Annotated in this window: 13 protein-coding genes; 9 read left to right on the forward strand and 4 right to left on the reverse strand. The window is 55.3% G+C overall.

Annotated elements, in window-relative coordinates:
• Nucleotides 1-27 precede the first annotated feature (27 nt).
• Both ACW9KT_RS01575 and ACW9KT_RS01580 read left to right on the forward strand, forming a co-directional pair.
• A complete protein-coding gene (locus ACW9KT_RS01575; RefSeq protein WP_457077615.1) occupies nt 28-1,230 on the forward strand; it encodes a hypothetical protein in 1,203 nt (400 codons plus the stop codon).
• A gap of 68 nt (nt 1,231-1,298) precedes the next feature.
• Nucleotides 1,299-2,852, forward strand: coding sequence for an OmpP1/FadL family transporter (locus ACW9KT_RS01580; RefSeq protein ID WP_457077616.1), 1,554 nt, complete (start codon nt 1,299-1,301; stop codon nt 2,850-2,852).
• 95 nt (nt 2,853-2,947) lie between these two features.
• Here the strand turns inward: ACW9KT_RS01580 and ACW9KT_RS01585 are convergent, their stop codons facing one another.
• Nucleotides 2,948-3,901: a hypothetical protein gene (locus ACW9KT_RS01585; protein WP_457077617.1), complete on the reverse strand. Its 954-nt coding sequence runs from the start codon at nt 3,899-3,901 to the stop codon at nt 2,948-2,950.
• A gap of 184 nt (nt 3,902-4,085) precedes the next feature.
• Here ACW9KT_RS01585 and ACW9KT_RS01590 point away from each other — a divergent pair, with 184 nt between their 5' ends.
• Together ACW9KT_RS01590 and ACW9KT_RS01595 are read left to right on the forward strand one after the other, a co-directional pair.
• The gene (locus ACW9KT_RS01590) at nt 4,086-6,308 is read left to right on the forward strand and encodes a S9 family peptidase (RefSeq protein WP_457077618.1); all 2,223 of its coding nucleotides are present in this window, start codon (nt 4,086-4,088) and stop codon (nt 6,306-6,308) included.
• A 138-nt stretch (nt 6,309-6,446) separates the two neighbouring features.
• Nucleotides 6,447-7,940, forward strand: coding sequence for an energy transducer TonB (locus ACW9KT_RS01595; protein ID WP_457077619.1), 1,494 nt, complete (start codon nt 6,447-6,449; stop codon nt 7,938-7,940).
• A 27-nt stretch (nt 7,941-7,967) separates the two neighbouring features.
• Here ACW9KT_RS01595 and ACW9KT_RS01600 read toward each other — a convergent pair whose 3' ends face one another.
• Nucleotides 7,968-8,927, reverse strand: coding sequence for a glycosyltransferase family 2 protein (locus ACW9KT_RS01600; protein ID WP_457077620.1), 960 nt, complete (start codon nt 8,925-8,927; stop codon nt 7,968-7,970).
• A gap of 57 nt (nt 8,928-8,984) precedes the next feature.
• Nucleotides 8,985-11,288: a hypothetical protein gene (locus tag ACW9KT_RS01605; protein ID WP_457077621.1), complete on the reverse strand. Its 2,304-nt coding sequence runs from the start codon at nt 11,286-11,288 to the stop codon at nt 8,985-8,987.
• Between the two features lie 93 nt (nt 11,289-11,381).
• Between ACW9KT_RS01605 and ACW9KT_RS01610 the strand changes: the two genes are divergently transcribed.
• The 5 genes from ACW9KT_RS01610 to ACW9KT_RS01630 all read left to right on the forward strand — a co-directional run bounded on the left by ACW9KT_RS01610 (nt 11,382) and on the right by ACW9KT_RS01630 (nt 16,324).
• Nucleotides 11,382-12,020, forward strand: coding sequence for a hypothetical protein (locus tag ACW9KT_RS01610; protein WP_457077622.1), 639 nt, complete (start codon nt 11,382-11,384; stop codon nt 12,018-12,020).
• Nucleotides 12,021-12,076: 56 nt separating this feature from the next.
• Nucleotides 12,077-12,610 carry a hypothetical protein gene (locus ACW9KT_RS01615; protein WP_457077623.1) on the forward strand — a complete coding sequence of 178 codons (534 nt, stop codon included), beginning with the start codon at nt 12,077-12,079 and terminating at the stop codon, nt 12,608-12,610.
• 96 nt (nt 12,611-12,706) lie between these two features.
• Nucleotides 12,707-13,279 (forward strand): hypothetical protein, encoded by a 573-nt coding sequence (locus ACW9KT_RS01620; RefSeq protein WP_457077624.1) that lies wholly within the window; start codon nt 12,707-12,709, stop codon nt 13,277-13,279.
• A 5-nt stretch (nt 13,280-13,284) separates the two neighbouring features.
• The gene (locus tag ACW9KT_RS01625; protein WP_457077625.1) at nt 13,285-14,616 is read left to right on the forward strand and encodes a hypothetical protein; all 1,332 of its coding nucleotides are present in this window, start codon (nt 13,285-13,287) and stop codon (nt 14,614-14,616) included.
• Nucleotides 14,617-14,833: 217 nt separating this feature from the next.
• On the forward strand, nt 14,834-16,324 hold the full coding sequence (locus ACW9KT_RS01630) for a hypothetical protein (RefSeq protein WP_457077627.1): 1,491 nt from the start codon (nt 14,834-14,836) through the stop codon (nt 16,322-16,324).
• Here the strand turns inward: ACW9KT_RS01630 and ACW9KT_RS01635 are convergent.
• Nucleotides 16,321-17,211, reverse strand: coding sequence for a glycosyltransferase family 2 protein (locus tag ACW9KT_RS01635; protein ID WP_457077628.1), 891 nt, complete (start codon nt 17,209-17,211; stop codon nt 16,321-16,323). The two genes, ACW9KT_RS01630 and ACW9KT_RS01635, sit on opposite strands and share 4 nt — an antisense overlap.
• Nucleotides 17,212-17,219: the final 8 nt, after the last annotated feature.

A 17,219-nucleotide genomic window follows, 5' to 3' on the forward strand; every position in this document is an offset into this window, starting at 1 on the left:
TTGGTCCACACTTTCGCGCCCTTAGCCATGAAAAATTTCCTTCCAGCTTTATTGCCAGCTCTGGCCCTGCTCACCCTTGGGGGCTGTGCTGGCTCGTCGGCTCTGACCTCAACTGAGACCGACGGCGTCTATTATACATCTAAAGATAAAACCACCTTCACGGCATCGGCCGCACCAGCTTCCTCTTCTGAGCAAGGCTACGAGGCAGACACCGACGAGGCCGCTAACCCCGACTATAATGGGTCAGCATCTTCCTCGGCCCGCAGTGGCTCTTCTGAATACTACGACGAGGACTATGGTTACTCCAATCGTATCCGCCGCTTCCACCAGCCTTACCGAGGCATGGGCCTGGGCTACTACGACTTAGCGTACGTTGACCCGTTCTATAGCCCCTATGCCTTTGGCGGCTTCTCGCCTTACGGTAGCTTCTACGATCCCTTCTACAGCCCTTATGGGTTCGGCAACCCTTATGCTTTCGGTGGAGGCTCCTTTATTAACATCGGCCTTGGCTTCGGCAACCCTTGGGCGCGGCCGTGGCGCTATGGTTATGGCGGCGGCTATGGTATGGGCTTCTATGATGGTTTCTACAACGGGTATTATAGTGGCCTAGGTGGACTGGGCTACGGCTATGGCGGCCTAGGTGCTAGTCGTTACTACGGAAATGTATACAGCCGCAACTACAGCGAAAACCGGCGTAATGTGAATGTGGCACCACGCCGCGACCGTAGTAGCCAGGCGTACAACTTAGATCAGCCGGCCAATGGTAACAACCCTGTAATGTCGACGCGCAGCCGCGGCGGCAACGTAGTGGATGCATCAGGCACGCCTATGCCGGCTACTACGGCTGGGCGGGGCCGCGGACGTATTCTCAACTCGCCTGCTGCTAACTCCCCCCAACCCACGGCGGAGCCTTCGCAGCCCGGCGTAGTAAGCGATGCTACTAGCCAGCCTCAGCCCCGCCGCTGGCGTACCGTGGATCCCGCTACTTCAGCGCCCATGTACACTCCATCTGCCGCTCCTCAAACGCAGCAAGAAACCCGTCAGGCCCGTCGCGTTATGCGCAGTGAGCCAAGCCAACAGATTTCGCGGCCCCAGCGCTCCGAGTCCTACGAGCAGCCCACACGTACGTATTCGCAGCCTTCGCGCTCCGAGTCGTATTCGTCGCCTTCTATGAGCAGCCCTAGCAACAGTGGCGGCAGCAGCGGTGGCAGCCGCGGCCGGATTCGATAAATCAGTCGCGTAAGCTAAAGCACCACCCGCGCACGTTCGTTGATTCGAACAGTCCTCATCTTCCCTTCATGAGAAACCTAAAATACTGGTTGGGCCTGACCCTTATGGGTTGGGCCAGCCACGCCTTTGCCCAAAGCGAAACAGACGCACTGCGCTATTCGCAGCTTCAATTCTCCGGCCCAGCCCGCACCTTGGGCATTGGCGGGGCCAACGTAGCCGTTGGCGCCGACCTCGGCAATTTGGTAAGCAACCCTGCAGGCCTCGGGCTTTTTCAACAGTCAGAGGTAACATTCACCCCAGGCTTGGGCATTGCTAATACTTCCACCTCAGGCCTGGGCGCCTCTATAGCCGAAACGCGCAACAGCTTGCAAATAGCGAGTCTAGGGGCCGTTTTTGTGAATCGCCGGGCCGATACTGACAATACGAGTGACTGGCGTACGGGCACCTTTGCCGTGGGCATGAATCGGGTCAACGACTTCAATGCAAACTTCCGCTACTCCGGTACGGTATCCGATAACCAGTCTTTTTTTCAGCGCCTCCGCGAGCCGCGCTTACTTAACGGCTCTTTGTCGCAAACCTTGGATGATATCGTCAACCAAGACAACACGGGTAACTACTTGGATTTGGAAGGCTTAGCCTACGGGTCTTACCTGACCAATATTCAGGATAATGGGCCGGGTACTCCAGAGCGCTTGATAACGGTGCCTCGTAATGGCCCCATTAGCCAGGAAGAGTATATCGAGAACAGCGGTTCACAAACCCAGTTTGACTTCGGTTATGGAGCCAATTACCGCGAGAAGATTTACATTGGCGGCGCCATCGGTATTGTGAGCACTCGTTTCAACCAGACTCGGGAGTTTACTGAGCAGGGCAACGATCCAGGCAGTTCGGTCAACCTAGTGCTTCGTGATCAGCTTGAAACTCGAGGTGCTGGAATTAACGCCCGAATTGGAGCCATTTATCGGCCTAATGACCAAGTACGGGTAGGCGCGTCGATTCAGACTCCAACTTTTCTGCAGCTGGACGACTCCTACACGACTACACTCACCACGCAGTTCAACCCGCCTATTGAGTTTGTAAACGATAATAACCAGGTTATTCAATCGGTTACGAATGGGTCGGCTACTTCAGCTGGGGAGTTCAGCTACCGCATTACCACGCCCTTCCGCGCTTCGGGTGGGGTAGCGGTGCTGGTGGGCAAAAATGGCTTTGTGAGCGGTGATTTGGAGTACGTGAATTATACCAGCGCCCGCTTGAATGATGACAGCGACACAGGCGCTTCTAATTCATTTGGCCCTCAAAACGACGCTATTTCGTCACTCTACCGCCCCACGGTGAATATCCGGTTGGGAGGTGAAGCCCGCTACAATGCTTTCCGCTTCCGCCTAGGCTATGCTCGCTACGGCAGCCCTTATGAAGGTAGCGGCCTCGATGCTACCCAAAACTATTTTACGGGTGGGGTAGGTGTACGGCAACGTAGCTTCTTCCTCGACTTAGCTGGCGTGTATAACACCGGCAATCAGTACTATCGCGCTTATACCCTGAATGCTCGCAACGAGCCGGTTATCACCCTCGACACGAACCGCTTTACTACGACGGTTACGGCCGGTATTACCTTCTAAAAAATATTAAATTACAGTATACAAAAAGGCCGCTTCCTAGGAAGCGGCCTTTTTGTGTGTAGCTAGCAGCACCATATTTGCCCCCCAGCGTCACGTCAGCGTTGCTTAGTGACCCGCACGCGCAAATCGACAGTTGGCCGGTCGGAGGTGGGGAGCTTTTCTACGATAATTAAGCCCGTTTGTCCGGCTACCGTTTGGAAAGCATACACCTGATTGACGGCCAGCGTTGGGCTACGGGGAATGATGGTGGGCGTGCTATTAAAGGCTGTGATCAAGGCCTGCTCGGTGGTAGCGCCCGTGAAGCTAGTTGGTGGAAGCGTCGTCAGCTTCAAAAGGGTATTGTTGCGGGTGGGCCAGGCTTGTACGCCCAGTATCTTATTAATGGTGAATAGGTTGTCATTGGGAATAGCCAGAATGGGCGTGTTGCCAGCTCCCGGTAGGTAGAGCAAATCAATGCGGCTCTGAACAATAGGATTGGTGCGGGTGGCCGTATTCGGAAATAGCAAGCCGGCATCTAAGTCCATAAAACTAAGCGTGCGGGCGTTGAGTGGCGCCTGAAGACGCGCAATGTATTCGTGATAGGGCGCCAGTACGGAGTCGGCTTTGCGGGTAGTGAGCTGAAAGCGCCGGCTGGCGGTGCGGCCCTCCGCGTCGGTCACCTCGAAGCGCCAGGTTTCACGGCCCGAGGTAGTGCGGGCTCCGAATGTGAATTGATAAGCAAACTTATTCGTCGTAATCAGCGAGTCTAGATACACCAAACTATCGCGGGGCGCTTTGCTGGCATCGTAGGGGCTCGGGTAGATGAATGGCAGGGACAGAGGCTCATACTTTACCGTGATAACTAAACGCTGAAGCAAAGGGGCGTCCGTCGAGCCGCGGTTGTCGGCGAAGATGCGGGTAGCCAGCGTGTCGCCGGGTGCCGGTACGAGCAGGTTGCTGCTAACGAAGCGGGAGGTACCGATAAAGTCGATCCGCGGGCCGGAGCCAGGGTCGGGAGTGCAGGCGGCTAGTAACGCTACCAGCAGCATAAGGAACAAAGACAGGCGCATAGACAGCAAAGGTCGGGGATGGAAAGCGAATGGTAACGCCCTTGTAGCAAGGGCTAGTACGCAACTGTTGCCTGCTGCCCGCGCCTTTGATCCAAATTGCCCCCCAGGGTCCAAATTATACCACGACTTTGATTTATTGAATACCTTTAACGCACATAACTCCGCCGTCTTTTTATTTCACTCTATGAAGTTTCGCTCTTTCGGGCTGGCCTTGTTGCTCACCACGGCTAGTCCTGCCTTAGTACCCCAAATTGCTCCCCAGGCTGTTGCTCAGCAAAAAAAAGCCATTACCCTCGAAGATATTTGGTCGAAGCCCACCTTCCGGGCCAGCTCAGTGCCTGGCTTCAATTGGATGCGCGACGGCCGCTATTATTCGGCCCTCAATGAAGGCAACCTCGTTCAGTCGGACGTAACCACCGGCCAACCCGTAAATACATTAGTTTCTGCCCAAGAATTGCGCCTAGCCGGCAGCAACGAGCCACTGCCTGTAGACGGCTACAGTTTTAATGCCGACGAGCAGAAAATCCTGTTCTCAACTGCCGAAGAGCCCATTTATCGCCGTAGCTCTAAGGCAAACTATTTTGTGTTCGACCGCGCGACCAAGAAACTAGCCCCGCTCAGCGCTGGCGGCAAGCAGAGTTACGCCACCTTCTCGCCCGACGGCAAGCGCGTGGCTTTTGCCCGCGACAATAACCTGTTTGTGGTGGATTTGGCCACGATGCAGGAAAAAGCCGTGACTACCGACGGCGTGGTCAATAAAATCATCAACGGCTCGGCCGACTGGGTGTACGAGGAAGAGTTTTCCTTCGCCCAAGGCTTTTTCTGGTCGCCGGATAGCCGCCAACTGGCTTTTTACACCTTCGATGAAAGTCAGGTGCCCGAGTACAACATGCAGGAGTGGGGCGAGCTTTATCCCAAAGACTACCGCTACAAATACCCGAAGGCTGGCGAGAAAAACTCGGTAGTAAGCGTGTCGGTGCATGATGTAGCTGCTGGCCGCACCACCAAGATGGACGTGGGTCCCGAAGCCGATCAATACATTCCGCGCCTGCTGTGGACCAAGACGCCCAACCTGCTCAGCATTCAGCGCATGAACCGCCTGCAAAATAAGCTGGAGCTGCTGCACGCCAACGCCGCCACCGGTAAAACCCAGGTAGTACTCACTGATACCGACCCCGCTTATGTGGACGTAGCCGACGACCTACGCTATTTGAACGACGGCAAGCAATTTATTTTCAGCAGCGAGAAGGACGGCTACCGCCACCTTTATCTATATGACATGAAGGGCAAACTGGTGCGTCAGCTCACGAAAGGTAATTGGGAAGTAATGGCAGTCGAGGGCCTCGACGAAAAGAACGGGCAGGTGTATTTCACCAGCACCGAGGCCTCGCCCTTGCAGCGCCACCTCTACCGCGTGAGCTTAAAGGGCAAAGGCAAAAGCCGCCTGGGCGAAGCCGGCGCCGGCGCCGACATCGTGAACCTGAGCCCGGATACGCGCTACTACCTCAACTATCACTCCGCCGCCGGCGAGCCTACTACCGTGAGCCTACGTAACGGCCAGGATGGCAAGCTAGTGAAAGTACTAGAGGACAACGCCAAACTACGCCAAACCCTAAGCCAGTACAACTTGGGCAAGCTGGAGTTTTTCAACTTCAAGACCACTGAAGGCACCACACTCAATGGCTGGATGATTAAGCCCGCCGACTTCGACCCCAGCAAAAAATACCCCGTGCTCATGCACGTGTACGGCGGCCCCGGCTCCCAAACAGTGCTCGACAACTCGGGTGGGGGCGTGGCTTTCACCAACTATCTCTGGCACCAAATGCTGGCCCAGAACGGCTACATCGTGGTATCAGTTGATGGCCGTGGTACAGGTGCCCGGGGGGCAAAATTCAAGAAAAGTACCTACGCTAACCTGGGCAAGCTCGAAACTATCGACCAAGGCGAGGGCGCCAAATACCTCGGTACGCTGCCCTACGTGGATAAAGGCCGCATCGGTATCTGGGGCTGGAGCTTTGGCGGCTACATGGCAGCCCTTGCCATGACCAAGGAAGCTGATCTGTTTAAGGCAGGTATTTCCGTAGCGCCTGTCACCAACTGGCGCTATTACGACACCGTGTACACCGAGCGTTTCCTGAAAACACCCCAGGAAAACCCCGGCGGCTACGACGACAACTCGCCCGTGCAGTTTGCTGAGCAGCTGAAAGGCAAGTACTTACTCGTGCATGGCACCGGCGACGACAATGTCCACTTCCAGAACTCCGTGGCCTGGACCGACGCGCTAGTGAAAGCCGATAAAGACTACCAAACGCTGTATTACCCCAATCGCAACCACGGTATTTCGGGTGGCAACACGCGCCTGCACCTCTACCGTCAGATGACGGACTTTGTGCTGAAAAACCTCTAGCCAATTGGCTGGGGGCTTTTTTGATTGTTTATCCTGCTTAGCCGACTGCCGCCTCTGTCCTTAATTCAGAGTAGGGGGCGAGAGTTAAGTTTCTGCTCTTCGGTTTCTTTTGTGTTCGCTCATAAGCTGATCTTCCCAATGGCCCGATTAAAATCACTGCTTTGCCTTACCGGATTGTTGCTGACGGTGGCTGGCTGTCAGCGCGATAAACCAGCCGTAACCGAAGCTGCCGAACCCGAGCTGGAGCAGGAAGACTATGTGGTTGATACTATTCCTGCCGCTACGCCGCCCGTGGCCGGGGCGCGCACCTGGCATCAGCTAGCCCGGCGGACTAATCCTAACGCTCCGCTGCTGGCTCGGCGGAGCATGCGAGGTCCAACTAAATTGCCCCCCGGCGTGCCTCCGCCGCCCGAAGCCGAGCTGCATGATCTGACGCTTAAGGCCAGCGAGTATTTCCGCATCGACCCCACCCAGGCCAGCGAAGTGCACGGCCGGGAAGGCACTATTGTGCGCATTCCGGCGGGCTCCTTAGTAACAGAAACGCAGGCGCCCGCCCGGGGCCCGGTGTGGGTGGAGCTAAAGGAATGTTACTCTACCGCCGACCTGCTACTTTCTAATCTGTCCACAGTTTCTAGTGAGAATGAAGTGCTCGAAACCGCTGGCATCGTGCTGGTGCAGGCGTCCGCCCAAGGTCAGCGCCTGCGCGTAGCCGACGGGCAATCCATTCAGATTGACATGCCCACCGAGCATCGCCAAAAGAAAATGCGCCTTTCCGTGGGCCAAGGCGACCGGCGCAATCGGCTACGCTGGGTAGCTATCAGCCCCTCCGAGACTGCACCCGCGTCGGAGCAAATCTATACCGAGCCTGAGCGCATGCCCACCTATGGCAAAGGCCCCGCCGACATTAACGCGCTGATTCGCTACCCAAAACAAGCCATTGTCAACCAAACGCAGGGTTTGGTCTTCGCGTCTTTTGTGGTTGATGAGGCTGGCCGAGTGCTTTCGCCCAAGATTGTGCGGGGCATCGGCAACGGCTGCGACGAGGAGCTGTTGCGGGTGCTGCGCCAAACGTCGGGCCGTTGGAAACCAGGTGTGCAGGCTGGCAAAGCCGTAAAAGTGAAAATGGTCCTGCCCGTGCGCTTTGCCTTCCACGCGGGGCTAGCCTCAGCCCTCGATAGCGCCAGCAACACCTCGGAAGCCTCCGCCGACACCGCAAGAGAACTCACCGACGCCGAAATGCCCCCCACCACGCCCGCGTTCGAAACAGAAGCCACCGACCGCTATTTGTTTACCAGCACCCAACTCGGCTGGCTTAATTGCGAGCGGGTCTGGCACGCCGCCAACTCGTCGGCCGACCTGACCGCTACTACAGACGCCGACCCCAATACAAGTGTTTACCTGTTATTTCGGGAAGCAAAGGCACTGGTTGCTGGTCAGGCGGAAGAGAATGGCTACACGTTTCGGGGCGTGCCCGCCAATAAGCGCGCTGTCCTAATTGGAATTCGCTACCACAATGGGACGCCTTATCTGGCGCTGCGCGAAACCACTACCGGCCATCACGCCACCGAGCCCTTGACCTTCCGCGAAACATCTTTGGAAGAGTTGGAGCGGGTGTTGGAGAAGTTGAAGTAAGTAGGCTTTGTGAAGGCTTAACTCCCCTCAGGTAGCACGGGGCTCCGCAGGTGCTTCTTGGGTGCTCGGAATGTTCGTGTCAGAAATAATATAGAGCGGCCGTTGGCGCACGTTGGCGCTCAGGCGGGCAATGTACTCGCCGATAATGCCCACGGCTATGAGCTGAATACCGCCAATAAATAGGATGCTCACCATCAAAGAAGCCCAGCCGGGCTCATAGTCACCGGTCACGAAACGGGCGTACAGGGTGTAGACAATCACCAAAAAAGCGATGCCAGACACCACAAAGCCCCCTATGGTGGCGGCCTTCAATGGAGCGTCGGAGAAGCCTGTGATGCCATCCAGCGCCAGCCGGATCATCTTGCGGTAGGTGTAACCCGAGGTTCCGCCAGTGCGCTCTGCCCGGTCGTACTCCAGGCAAGTCTGGCGGTAGCCAATCCAGGAAATTTGTCCCCTGATAAACTTGTTTTGCTCCGGCATCTGCCGAAGCGCGGTTACTACCTTGCGCGAGATAATGCGGAAGTCGCCGGTATCAACCGGAATAGAGATGCGAGTAATGCGGGCCAGTAATCGGTAGAATAGCTTGGCCGTGAGCTTTTTAGTGCCGCTTTCGCCCTGGCGGGAGCGGCGCTTAGCGTATACTACCTCAAAACCTTCCTGCAATTTTTGGTAGAGCTGTGGAATCAGCTCCGGCGGATCCTGCAAGTCAGCATCAATGATAGCTACGGCCGCGCCCGCCGCTAAGTCCAGGCCGGCCGTGACGGCAATCTGGTGGCCAAAGTTGCGGCTGAAATCAATGTAGCGAACGTGGGCGTCGCGGGTGGCCAACTCGTGAATGAGTGCCAACGACTGATCGTGAGAGCCATCATTCACGAAAATAAGCTCATATGCTAACGCCGCGGGCGCTAGCGCGGCCCGTAGGCGCTCGTAAAGCACCCGTATGTTGGACTCCTCATTATAAACAGGAATAATAACGGAGAGGTCCATAGGTTACATAAGCGGAAAAACAGACGCAAGCAAAGATACAGCGGCAGGCTGCCTTCGCTAGCGCTCCAGCGAATAGCCGTTCATAATCAACCGTTTCTGCTGATCATACCAATAAACGTCGGTATCTAGAGGCCTAATCATTAATTCATCTACCAATAGCTCGCTGTTGTCGTAGAGCACCTCCAACCGGTCCGTGGTGGGCTGCACGCGAATGGGTACCACGATGCGCAACCAGTCGCCATCTACTTCGGTGCTGTGCCGCGCATCAGCTACCTGGTGGTCTACCAGCGCACCGTTGGCGTATTGCTTTACCTGCATGTTGCCGTAGCCCTCCGGCATTTTACCATTCAGCCACACGCTCACCTCGTAGCGCCCAGTGTCGGCGGGGGCGGGTACGGGGCCGTCGTACAGGATAGAGAACTTCTGCGCTGGCTCGTAGAAAGCCCCAGCTCCGAGGCGGCCCCGGCGATCAGGACTATCAGCAAAGGGCTGAAGCAATACGCCTTTGCCAGTAGTAGCACGCAGGCCGCCGGGGCGCATGGGCAGTGTAGGCAATAGGGCCGCAGCCTTCTGCCGCTCCTGCGCCCGAGTGGTAGCCGCCAGCGCCGCTAGCGGCAACTCGTATAGCTTCACGTCGCCCGTCGTGATAAGCGGGCGCGCCAGACTTACCAGGCGCTGCTCGGCCGGCGTGAGGGCATCAGGCGTTACCAGTAGCAGAATGGGTTTGCGGGAAGGGAACTTGTCTAGTAAGGGCTTATCCAGCAAGGGGCTGCTGAGCAGTTGGGCGTGTTCCAACACCTGCCCCACCGACGGCCGCGACACGTAGCTGGAAAGCTGAGGCAAGCCGGTGGCAATAGAAAGGCGGTGGGTCTGGGCAATGGAAGCTTCCGAACCGGGCAGCGCAATCTTGTCGCTGCCGTTGTTAAAATAAGGCAAGGGCAGGATAGCTTGAAAGTCACTGGGCTGGCGGCCTGTCCAACTCAGGTGCTGTACCAGCAGGTTGTTTTCCCGATCCATAAAGGCTCGAGCGCCGGCTCCCTGTGCTACTTCCCGGGCTTTGGCGCTGGTATTAATCCAGGCTTCGGAGGCCCATAGCACCAGCAGCATTGGCAACCATGGCAATGCCGTCAGCGCTACGCGCCGCTGCTGCTGGTAGCGCCAGAGGCGGAACAGATAATAGGCGGCGTAGGTGGCAAAAACGTAGTAGAAGGGCCAGGCAAATCGTCCTAAGGCTCTGAGCTGCTTAATAGGCCCTAGATACTTCACCAGGCCCGAGAACAACGGAAAAATAAACGGTACGCCAAACGAGAACAGCAGCAGCAGGCCCGCTGCCCACATTCCCGTGTAAAGCGGGGCCGGCATACCGCGCCGCAGGCGCAGCTTGTGCCCGCGACGGCGCCAGACATGCTGCCCCACCCGCAGCACCGAAGCTAGGGCTACGCCAGTGGCCACCAGGCCCACGTAGGACATGGCTTCAAAGCTAATGTCGCCAGCTGGGAGCAGAGCCGCCCACACCTCCCGTAGCGGAGATAAGGCCGGCGTGAATACCCCGCTGGGCGTGGCCATATACACCAGAAAGCCGTACGGGTTGGGCGGCCGGTCGGTGATGGGATCGGTAAGCCAGAGCCAGCCCCGAAAAAGCAGTAAGGGCAAGAGCGCCGTGACGGTCATGCGCCAGAGCATAGCCACGGGACGGGGACGCTGGAAATATAGCACCAGCACGTGGCCCAGCAGAAAAAAGCAGCCGCAGGCTAGAAAGTATACCATCACCAAACCCATCAGCATGCTGCTTACTGCAAACAGCAAGTACCAACGCAGCTGGCGGGGGGCTTCCTGCATGCGCAGAATAAAGTACCAGAGCAACGGCACGAAGCAAGGATAGCTCAAGGACATGTGCCCACCCAAACGCTGGATCTGGGGCGACAAAAAACCGATGAGTAACGCCAGCAGGCCCGCGTACCAGACCGGCATGCGTAGGCGCCGCATGATGGCATACATCACCAGCGGCGTGGCCCACACCGCCAGCAAAGCCAACAGATTGGTTACGGCTACCGTGCGCTCGGCGGCAGGAATGCCGAGGCGCTGCAACAGGTTTAGCCCTATGGCAATAAGTGGCTGAAGATTAGGATAGGTAAAGTTCTCCCCGTAGGGGTAATTCATTCCGCTAAAGTGGACTCCGGCGTCGTAGAAGGCATAATAGGCCGAAGCGTAATAGCTCTGTAGGCCGTCACCGGCAGGCAAGAAGAAGTAGTCGTTGGGGTTGGCAAATACAAAGGAGAACAGCGCGCCAAGCAATACAGCAGAAAGTACGCCGACTCCAGCCATGCCCAGCCAATGCGCGTTTCGACGAGAAAATATCATGCGGAAAAAGGGTGCGGCGCCGGTAGCAGCCGGCCATTGGCCAGCCGGTAAAAGAAATAGGTAAGAGGGTATGGGGGGTAAAACTACGGCATTGTGCCCATAGACGCGGCATTAGTTCGGGTGCGGCCGGCTATCTTTGCCCTCGTCCGTACCCGTCGTAATACCCATTTTATGCGCCATTTGGCCTGTGTGGTTGCTTTTTTTTCCGTGTTGACATCCTGCTCGCGCGATACCCGTCGTGAGGTACCCGTGTCTGCCCCGGTCGTCGGTCGTGTGCTGACCGCTACCAGCTTTGAGGAGATGGATGGCTGGGTGACTCCGACGCCGTCATTGACTACCGAAAAAGCGCGCACCGGCCAGTATGCCCTCAAGGTGGATCAGAACACGGAGTTTAGCCTGACTTATACCAACCCTCTTACTCACTTATCACCCAGGCGATTTGACCAGGTGCGGCTTACGGCCTGGGGTTACCTGACCGAGCCCGGCCCTGCGGCCCTAGTTTTTCAGATCACACGCCCTGATCAGACTACCGCTTTTTATGAAAAATTAGATATTAGCCAGGTAGGTGCTTGGGCTCAGATAAGTAAAGTGCTGACTTTGCCCCCCGTGCTCGATCCGGCCGATCAAGTGAAGGTCTATCTCTGGCGCGCCACTGCTACGGCCCCGGCATACCTAGATGATTTGACGATAAGCGTGGAGCCCGACCAAAAAGCCCCCCAGCCTGCGCAATAACCAGAGCCGCGGCGCCATCATGTCCGCTCTTACTTAGCTTACAACGAGAAATTCAAATGCGCATTACCTTACTTTTATTACTGGCGGGCAGTCTGCTGCTAGGAGCCTGCAACAACTCCGATGTTGCCGATGACGATCAGGTGATGATAAACACCGGTTTTGATGAGCTCATCGGGTGGGTAGATAACGGGGTAGGCTCCCTGACAAAGGAAGATGCTTACAATGGGCGCTACTCCTGGTCGGTGGGAGCCGGGCGCGAGTACAGCCTGACGTTCGTATATCCGCTGGGCGAGCTTACTACCTCTAAGCCGCGTAAGCTCCGGATACAAGCATGGGTGAAGACCGACCAAGTAACGACGCTAGCGCGCATGGTAATCGAGGTGGGAAATCCCAATAGCACCGAACGGACCTTTTGGAAGCCGCTGCCAGTGTTTGCTGTTAATGAGGCAAATAGATGGGTGAAGTCGGAGACCGAGGTCGAGCTGCCCGCTGACATCACCTCCAACCAGACCTTGCACGTGTATCTGTGGGCCAATAATGCGGCTACACCCGTGTATCTAGATAACCTGCGCATTTCCAAAATTGAGTAAGGTGGCGCGACTGCTTCACCATTGTTAGTGTTTTTATATGCCCTTTCTTGGCTGTGCCGCGACCCATGCCGCCCTGCACTTATTAAGAATTATAGAATGAGTAACACGGCTGCGCCTTCTCGCTCCGGCAAAGTAAGCACCCTCTGCGCGCTGACTTGCTGCTTTGCTCGTTGGGTAAGTCTGCTTTTGCTGGTGCTCAGTGGCTGCCAGTCTAATTCGGGTACAAAAGTATTGCAGGTTGACTTTGAGCAGGAGCAGGCTGGCATGCTGCTGGGGCCGGAAAGCGTAACGGATACAGTAGCCCACTCTGGCACGCGCGCGGGGCAAATGTTAGCCACCACCGACTATGGCGCTACCATTACCAAAACTTGGGCAGACCTAGGTAGCCCACGGCAGATGAGAATTGGGGGCTGGCTGTGGCTGCCTCATAGCCGTGTGCATGCTGCCTTGGTAGTGCATGTAGAGAGCCGCGATGGAAAAACGCTCTATTACCGCATTCAGCACCTGCACGAAGTAGTGAAGCGTTACAAAAGCTGGCAGCTGGTTCACCAAACGCATTTTTTGCCCTCAAACATGCAGCCCACTGACCAGATAAAAATCTATGTGTGGCAATGGGACTATCACCATCGGTTTTATTTTGATGATCTATTCGTGGAAAAACTGCGCTAATGCCTGTGTCTAACCTAACCACTGCGCCAGCGGCAACTCACGCGCAACAGCCCCTCGTCCAGAATCGGGTCATGGGCATCGGCCTAGTAATCGCGCTGCACATAGGGCTGGTTGTGGCAGCCTACACCACGCTGTACACGTTCGGGGCTATTCCGCAGGCACCCAATAGCTTAAATACTATGCGCTGGGATGCGGGTCTGTTCTACCGCCTAGCTCAAACCGGCTATGACGATGCGGCTAGCGGTATCAATGCCTTTTTTCCTTTTCTTCCCCTGGTGTGGAAGCTAACCGGTCTTAGTGCCCTGAAAATCAGTCTGCTGAACGCGTTGTGTGGCTACGTGGGCACGGGCCTTTTAGCGTATACGTTTGGCTTATCAGCCCGGCAGCTTCTAGTGGTCTTGTCTGGTCCCATGCTTTTCTTTACAATGGTACCCTACGCAGAAGCTTTCTTTTTTCTTTGGGGGGCTTTTTTACTGACGGGGCTGCACCGACGCAAACATTGGATAGTGCTCATCGGACTGTTAGGCGCGTGCCTTACGCGCTCGGCGGCTACCTTATTTATTCCCGCTTACCTGTTCGCTGAGTTGCTGTGGTGGAACGCCCAGCCCTGGTATCAAAGTCTGTTACGCGTCGTGAGCGGGGTGGCAACTATTCTGAGTGCCGTGGGAGTGGTGATGTTTATGCAGTATAAAAGCCACGGTGATGCCTGGGCATTCTATAAAGTGCATGAGCTTTGGCAGCACACCCTTAAGCTACCTGATTATCCGCTGCACAGCTCCGCAGGCATTAATGTTCTGTGGCTAGATGCCTTCGCACTTATCGTGGCTTTGTGTAGCCTCGTCGTCTGTATGCTGCTGGGAATAAAATGGTTGCAGTGGATTTTTGGGTCACCAGATAAGGCTTTAATGTTTCCTCCGCGGGCCGTGCTATTTTCATTGGGCTACAGCGTAGGTGCGGGTTTTTTTATTGTGTTTTACCAGGCTAGCGACTTGGTCGGGCTCGCCCGCTACATTCTAGCTTCCCCATTTTTTGTGGTGCTGCTTTGGTATATCTGGAACCTGACCGGTCGGCAACAGAGCCAAATGGTAAAGCTTGTACTAGGGGTAGCTTTTGGGGTAATCGGCTGGCTGGGAGGTGTTTGGCAGTTCAATAGCTTCTACGCAGGCCAGGCGGCGGCTTACTTCGCCCTGTTTCTCGTGTACATCGGCGCCTATCTAATTATTAGTACCTCCATGGTGCCGCGATTTCGGGAAGTGATGGCAGGTTTATATATAATTAACTTGTTGATGCTTATTTACTTACATCAACTATTTATTCAAGGGATCTGGATTAATTAAGATGCAGAAACTACAAGCGTAAGGTAACTGGAGGCGGTTGGGCAAAGAAGCCACTAGCTTTGACCAGCGCCGGTGGTCCCAGATAGATTTAGACATTATCGCCGTTGCGGGTTGCTTACACAGATTGCAGTCGTAGCGGCGCTTTCTCATTACTAAAATACTCCGGGCATTAAGTAAGCCCGCTCCTTGCTGGCCCAACAGCTACAACTGGTTACGCATGAATAACTCCACACTTCGTCCGCCCGCCACTTCTGCTTCACTCCTGAAGCACGAGTACGGCCACGCGGTATTTTTCCTCATTGCCTTTTTGATGTTTTCGGTGCATGTATTTACATCGCGCTATTCTCAGCAGTATTATGATTCTGCTGTCTATTGGTCACTCGCTAGCAGCTTTGACGCGAATGGCGCGCAGGGGTTTTCTCTTTACAATTTCCAAAACCAGCTAAGAGGTTATCTATTGCCTTTGCTCTACTATCCAGCCGTTCTGTTTACACGCCATGGGTTTGCTACCGATGCGATGGTGGCGCCTAAGTTAATTGGTGCGTTGCAAGCAGGACTTCTATTTGGCGCAATTATTCCATTGTTGTGGCAGCGGATAACCGGGCTCGCGATACCACCCCTACGGCGCGTGGTGTTTATTCTGATATGTTTTGTGTTATGGCGCGACCATTTCAACTTCGTGTTAACTGATTTTCCTGGGCTTTTGGCATTAACTGTAGGGCTACTACTAGCTTATGGTCCCCGACCTATATGGTATGCGCTTGGCGTTGGCATGTTCAGTGCTGCTGCTCTATACATTCGCCCTGTTTACATCATTACGGCTCCTTTTCTGTTCTTTCTGCTATGGCAACAAAGCAGCTTAACTGCTGGCCGCATAGTATCGCTCAGCGTGAGCGCACGCCTGGGCTTATTTGTCCTTGGGTGGGTACTGATAGGCTTACCGCAACTATTAATCAACCAGCATAATTTTCAATCGAATAGCTTTTTAGTGCATAGCGAAACCGGTGAGTATCAGGTGATGGGTAATAAGAACCTGTACCTATGGCACCTGAACGCAGGCATTTTGATGCAGCGCTACGAAACGAATGTTGGGACGGACTACGCTGAGCCTCAAGTGGTGTTTGGTGACCGGGCAGGGCATGCAATACATCTTCGTTATGGTGGTGGGGTCCAGGCGTCTTTCCTTAACTATATACGCTACGGGGGGTTTGTTCTGGATTCGTATCCGGCGTATCTCAGGTTTGTGGCGAAGCAGCCTCTAGACATGCTGGCTCTATATGCGCGGCATCTGTTTAATGGACTGGATGTGCTTTATGCTAGTCCATACGTGGCTAAGGTGCACGCTTCCACCGCTCTGCTTTCCTTTATCAATTACTCAGCGCTGTTCGTGGCGCTGCTCACTATTGCGCGATACTGGCACCGCTTGCGGCTCGGCGCCGCGCTGGTGATAGCCGCGTTGGTAGTAACCAGCTTTGTAGCCGTGCCCACGGTGGTAGAGTGCCGGTTTTTCGTGGGGCTACACGTGGTGCTATTAGCCATTGCCTGCTTCGGTAGCACCATTCGCCTCTCTGCGCTGCGCTCCCTCCCAACGGTGCGGCTGGTGGCCGCGTACGGAGCGTTTCTGCTTTTGTGCTTTACGTTTTCGGCCAATACTCAAGCTGCCTTGGAGATGGAACCTAAGACTATTCACCCGAATCAGCAGCCTTAGCGCCGGCTGCTTACTCCGTAGCGGATAATACACCAGAGTGCCCATACCCCGTCGCGCCAACTGATTTTTTTGCCCTCAGCGTACGTGCGCCCGTAGTAGCTAATGCCGACCTCGTAGATGCGCACGCCGGGCAAGCGAGCTATTTTGGCGGTTACTTCCGGCTCAAAGCCAAAGCGCTTTTCCCGCAGCACGAGGCCTTGCAGCAGGTCGCGGCGAAACAGCTTGTAGCAGGTTTCCATGTCCGTTAAGTTCAGATCGGTGAACATATTGGACAAGAAGGTGAGTAGCCCATTGCCGATGCTGTGCCAAAAGAACAGCACTCGGTGCGGTTTGCCCCCCATGAAGCGTGAACCAAACACGACATCGGCCGCCCCGCGCAGAATGGGCTTAATCAGGCTATTATACTCTGCTGGGTCATACTCCAGGTCAGCATCCTGGATAATGACATAATCGCCGGTGGCCTCGCGGATGCCGGTGTGTAGCGCCGCCCCTTTGCCTTGATTTACGGTGTGCTGAAATATACGTAGCCTCATAGCCGGGTGCTCGACGGCGTATGCTGTAATAACTTCGGCGGAATTATCAGTCGAGCAGTCGTTGACCAGAATAATTTCCTTGCTTATCCCGTTTAGCAGCTCTACTGCCCGAAGCGAATCCAGGATCTGGTGAAGCGTACGGGCCTCGTTATAGACTGGAATAACGATGGAGAGGGTGTCAAACTTTACCAAAACAGAGTAGGATAGCGCAGGTGGCGGCGCAAAAGTAGAAGTTGATAAGTTATGCAGCGACCATGGGTTCTGGGCCAGTATCGTGTCGCGCGGCCGGAGTTCATTACTTTTGTTGGCGCTAACGGCCACGATTATCATTTCTAGCTCACGAGCCCACCGCAAAAACCCTG

It is taken from the genome of Hymenobacter sp. HD11105, from assembly GCF_054051685.1.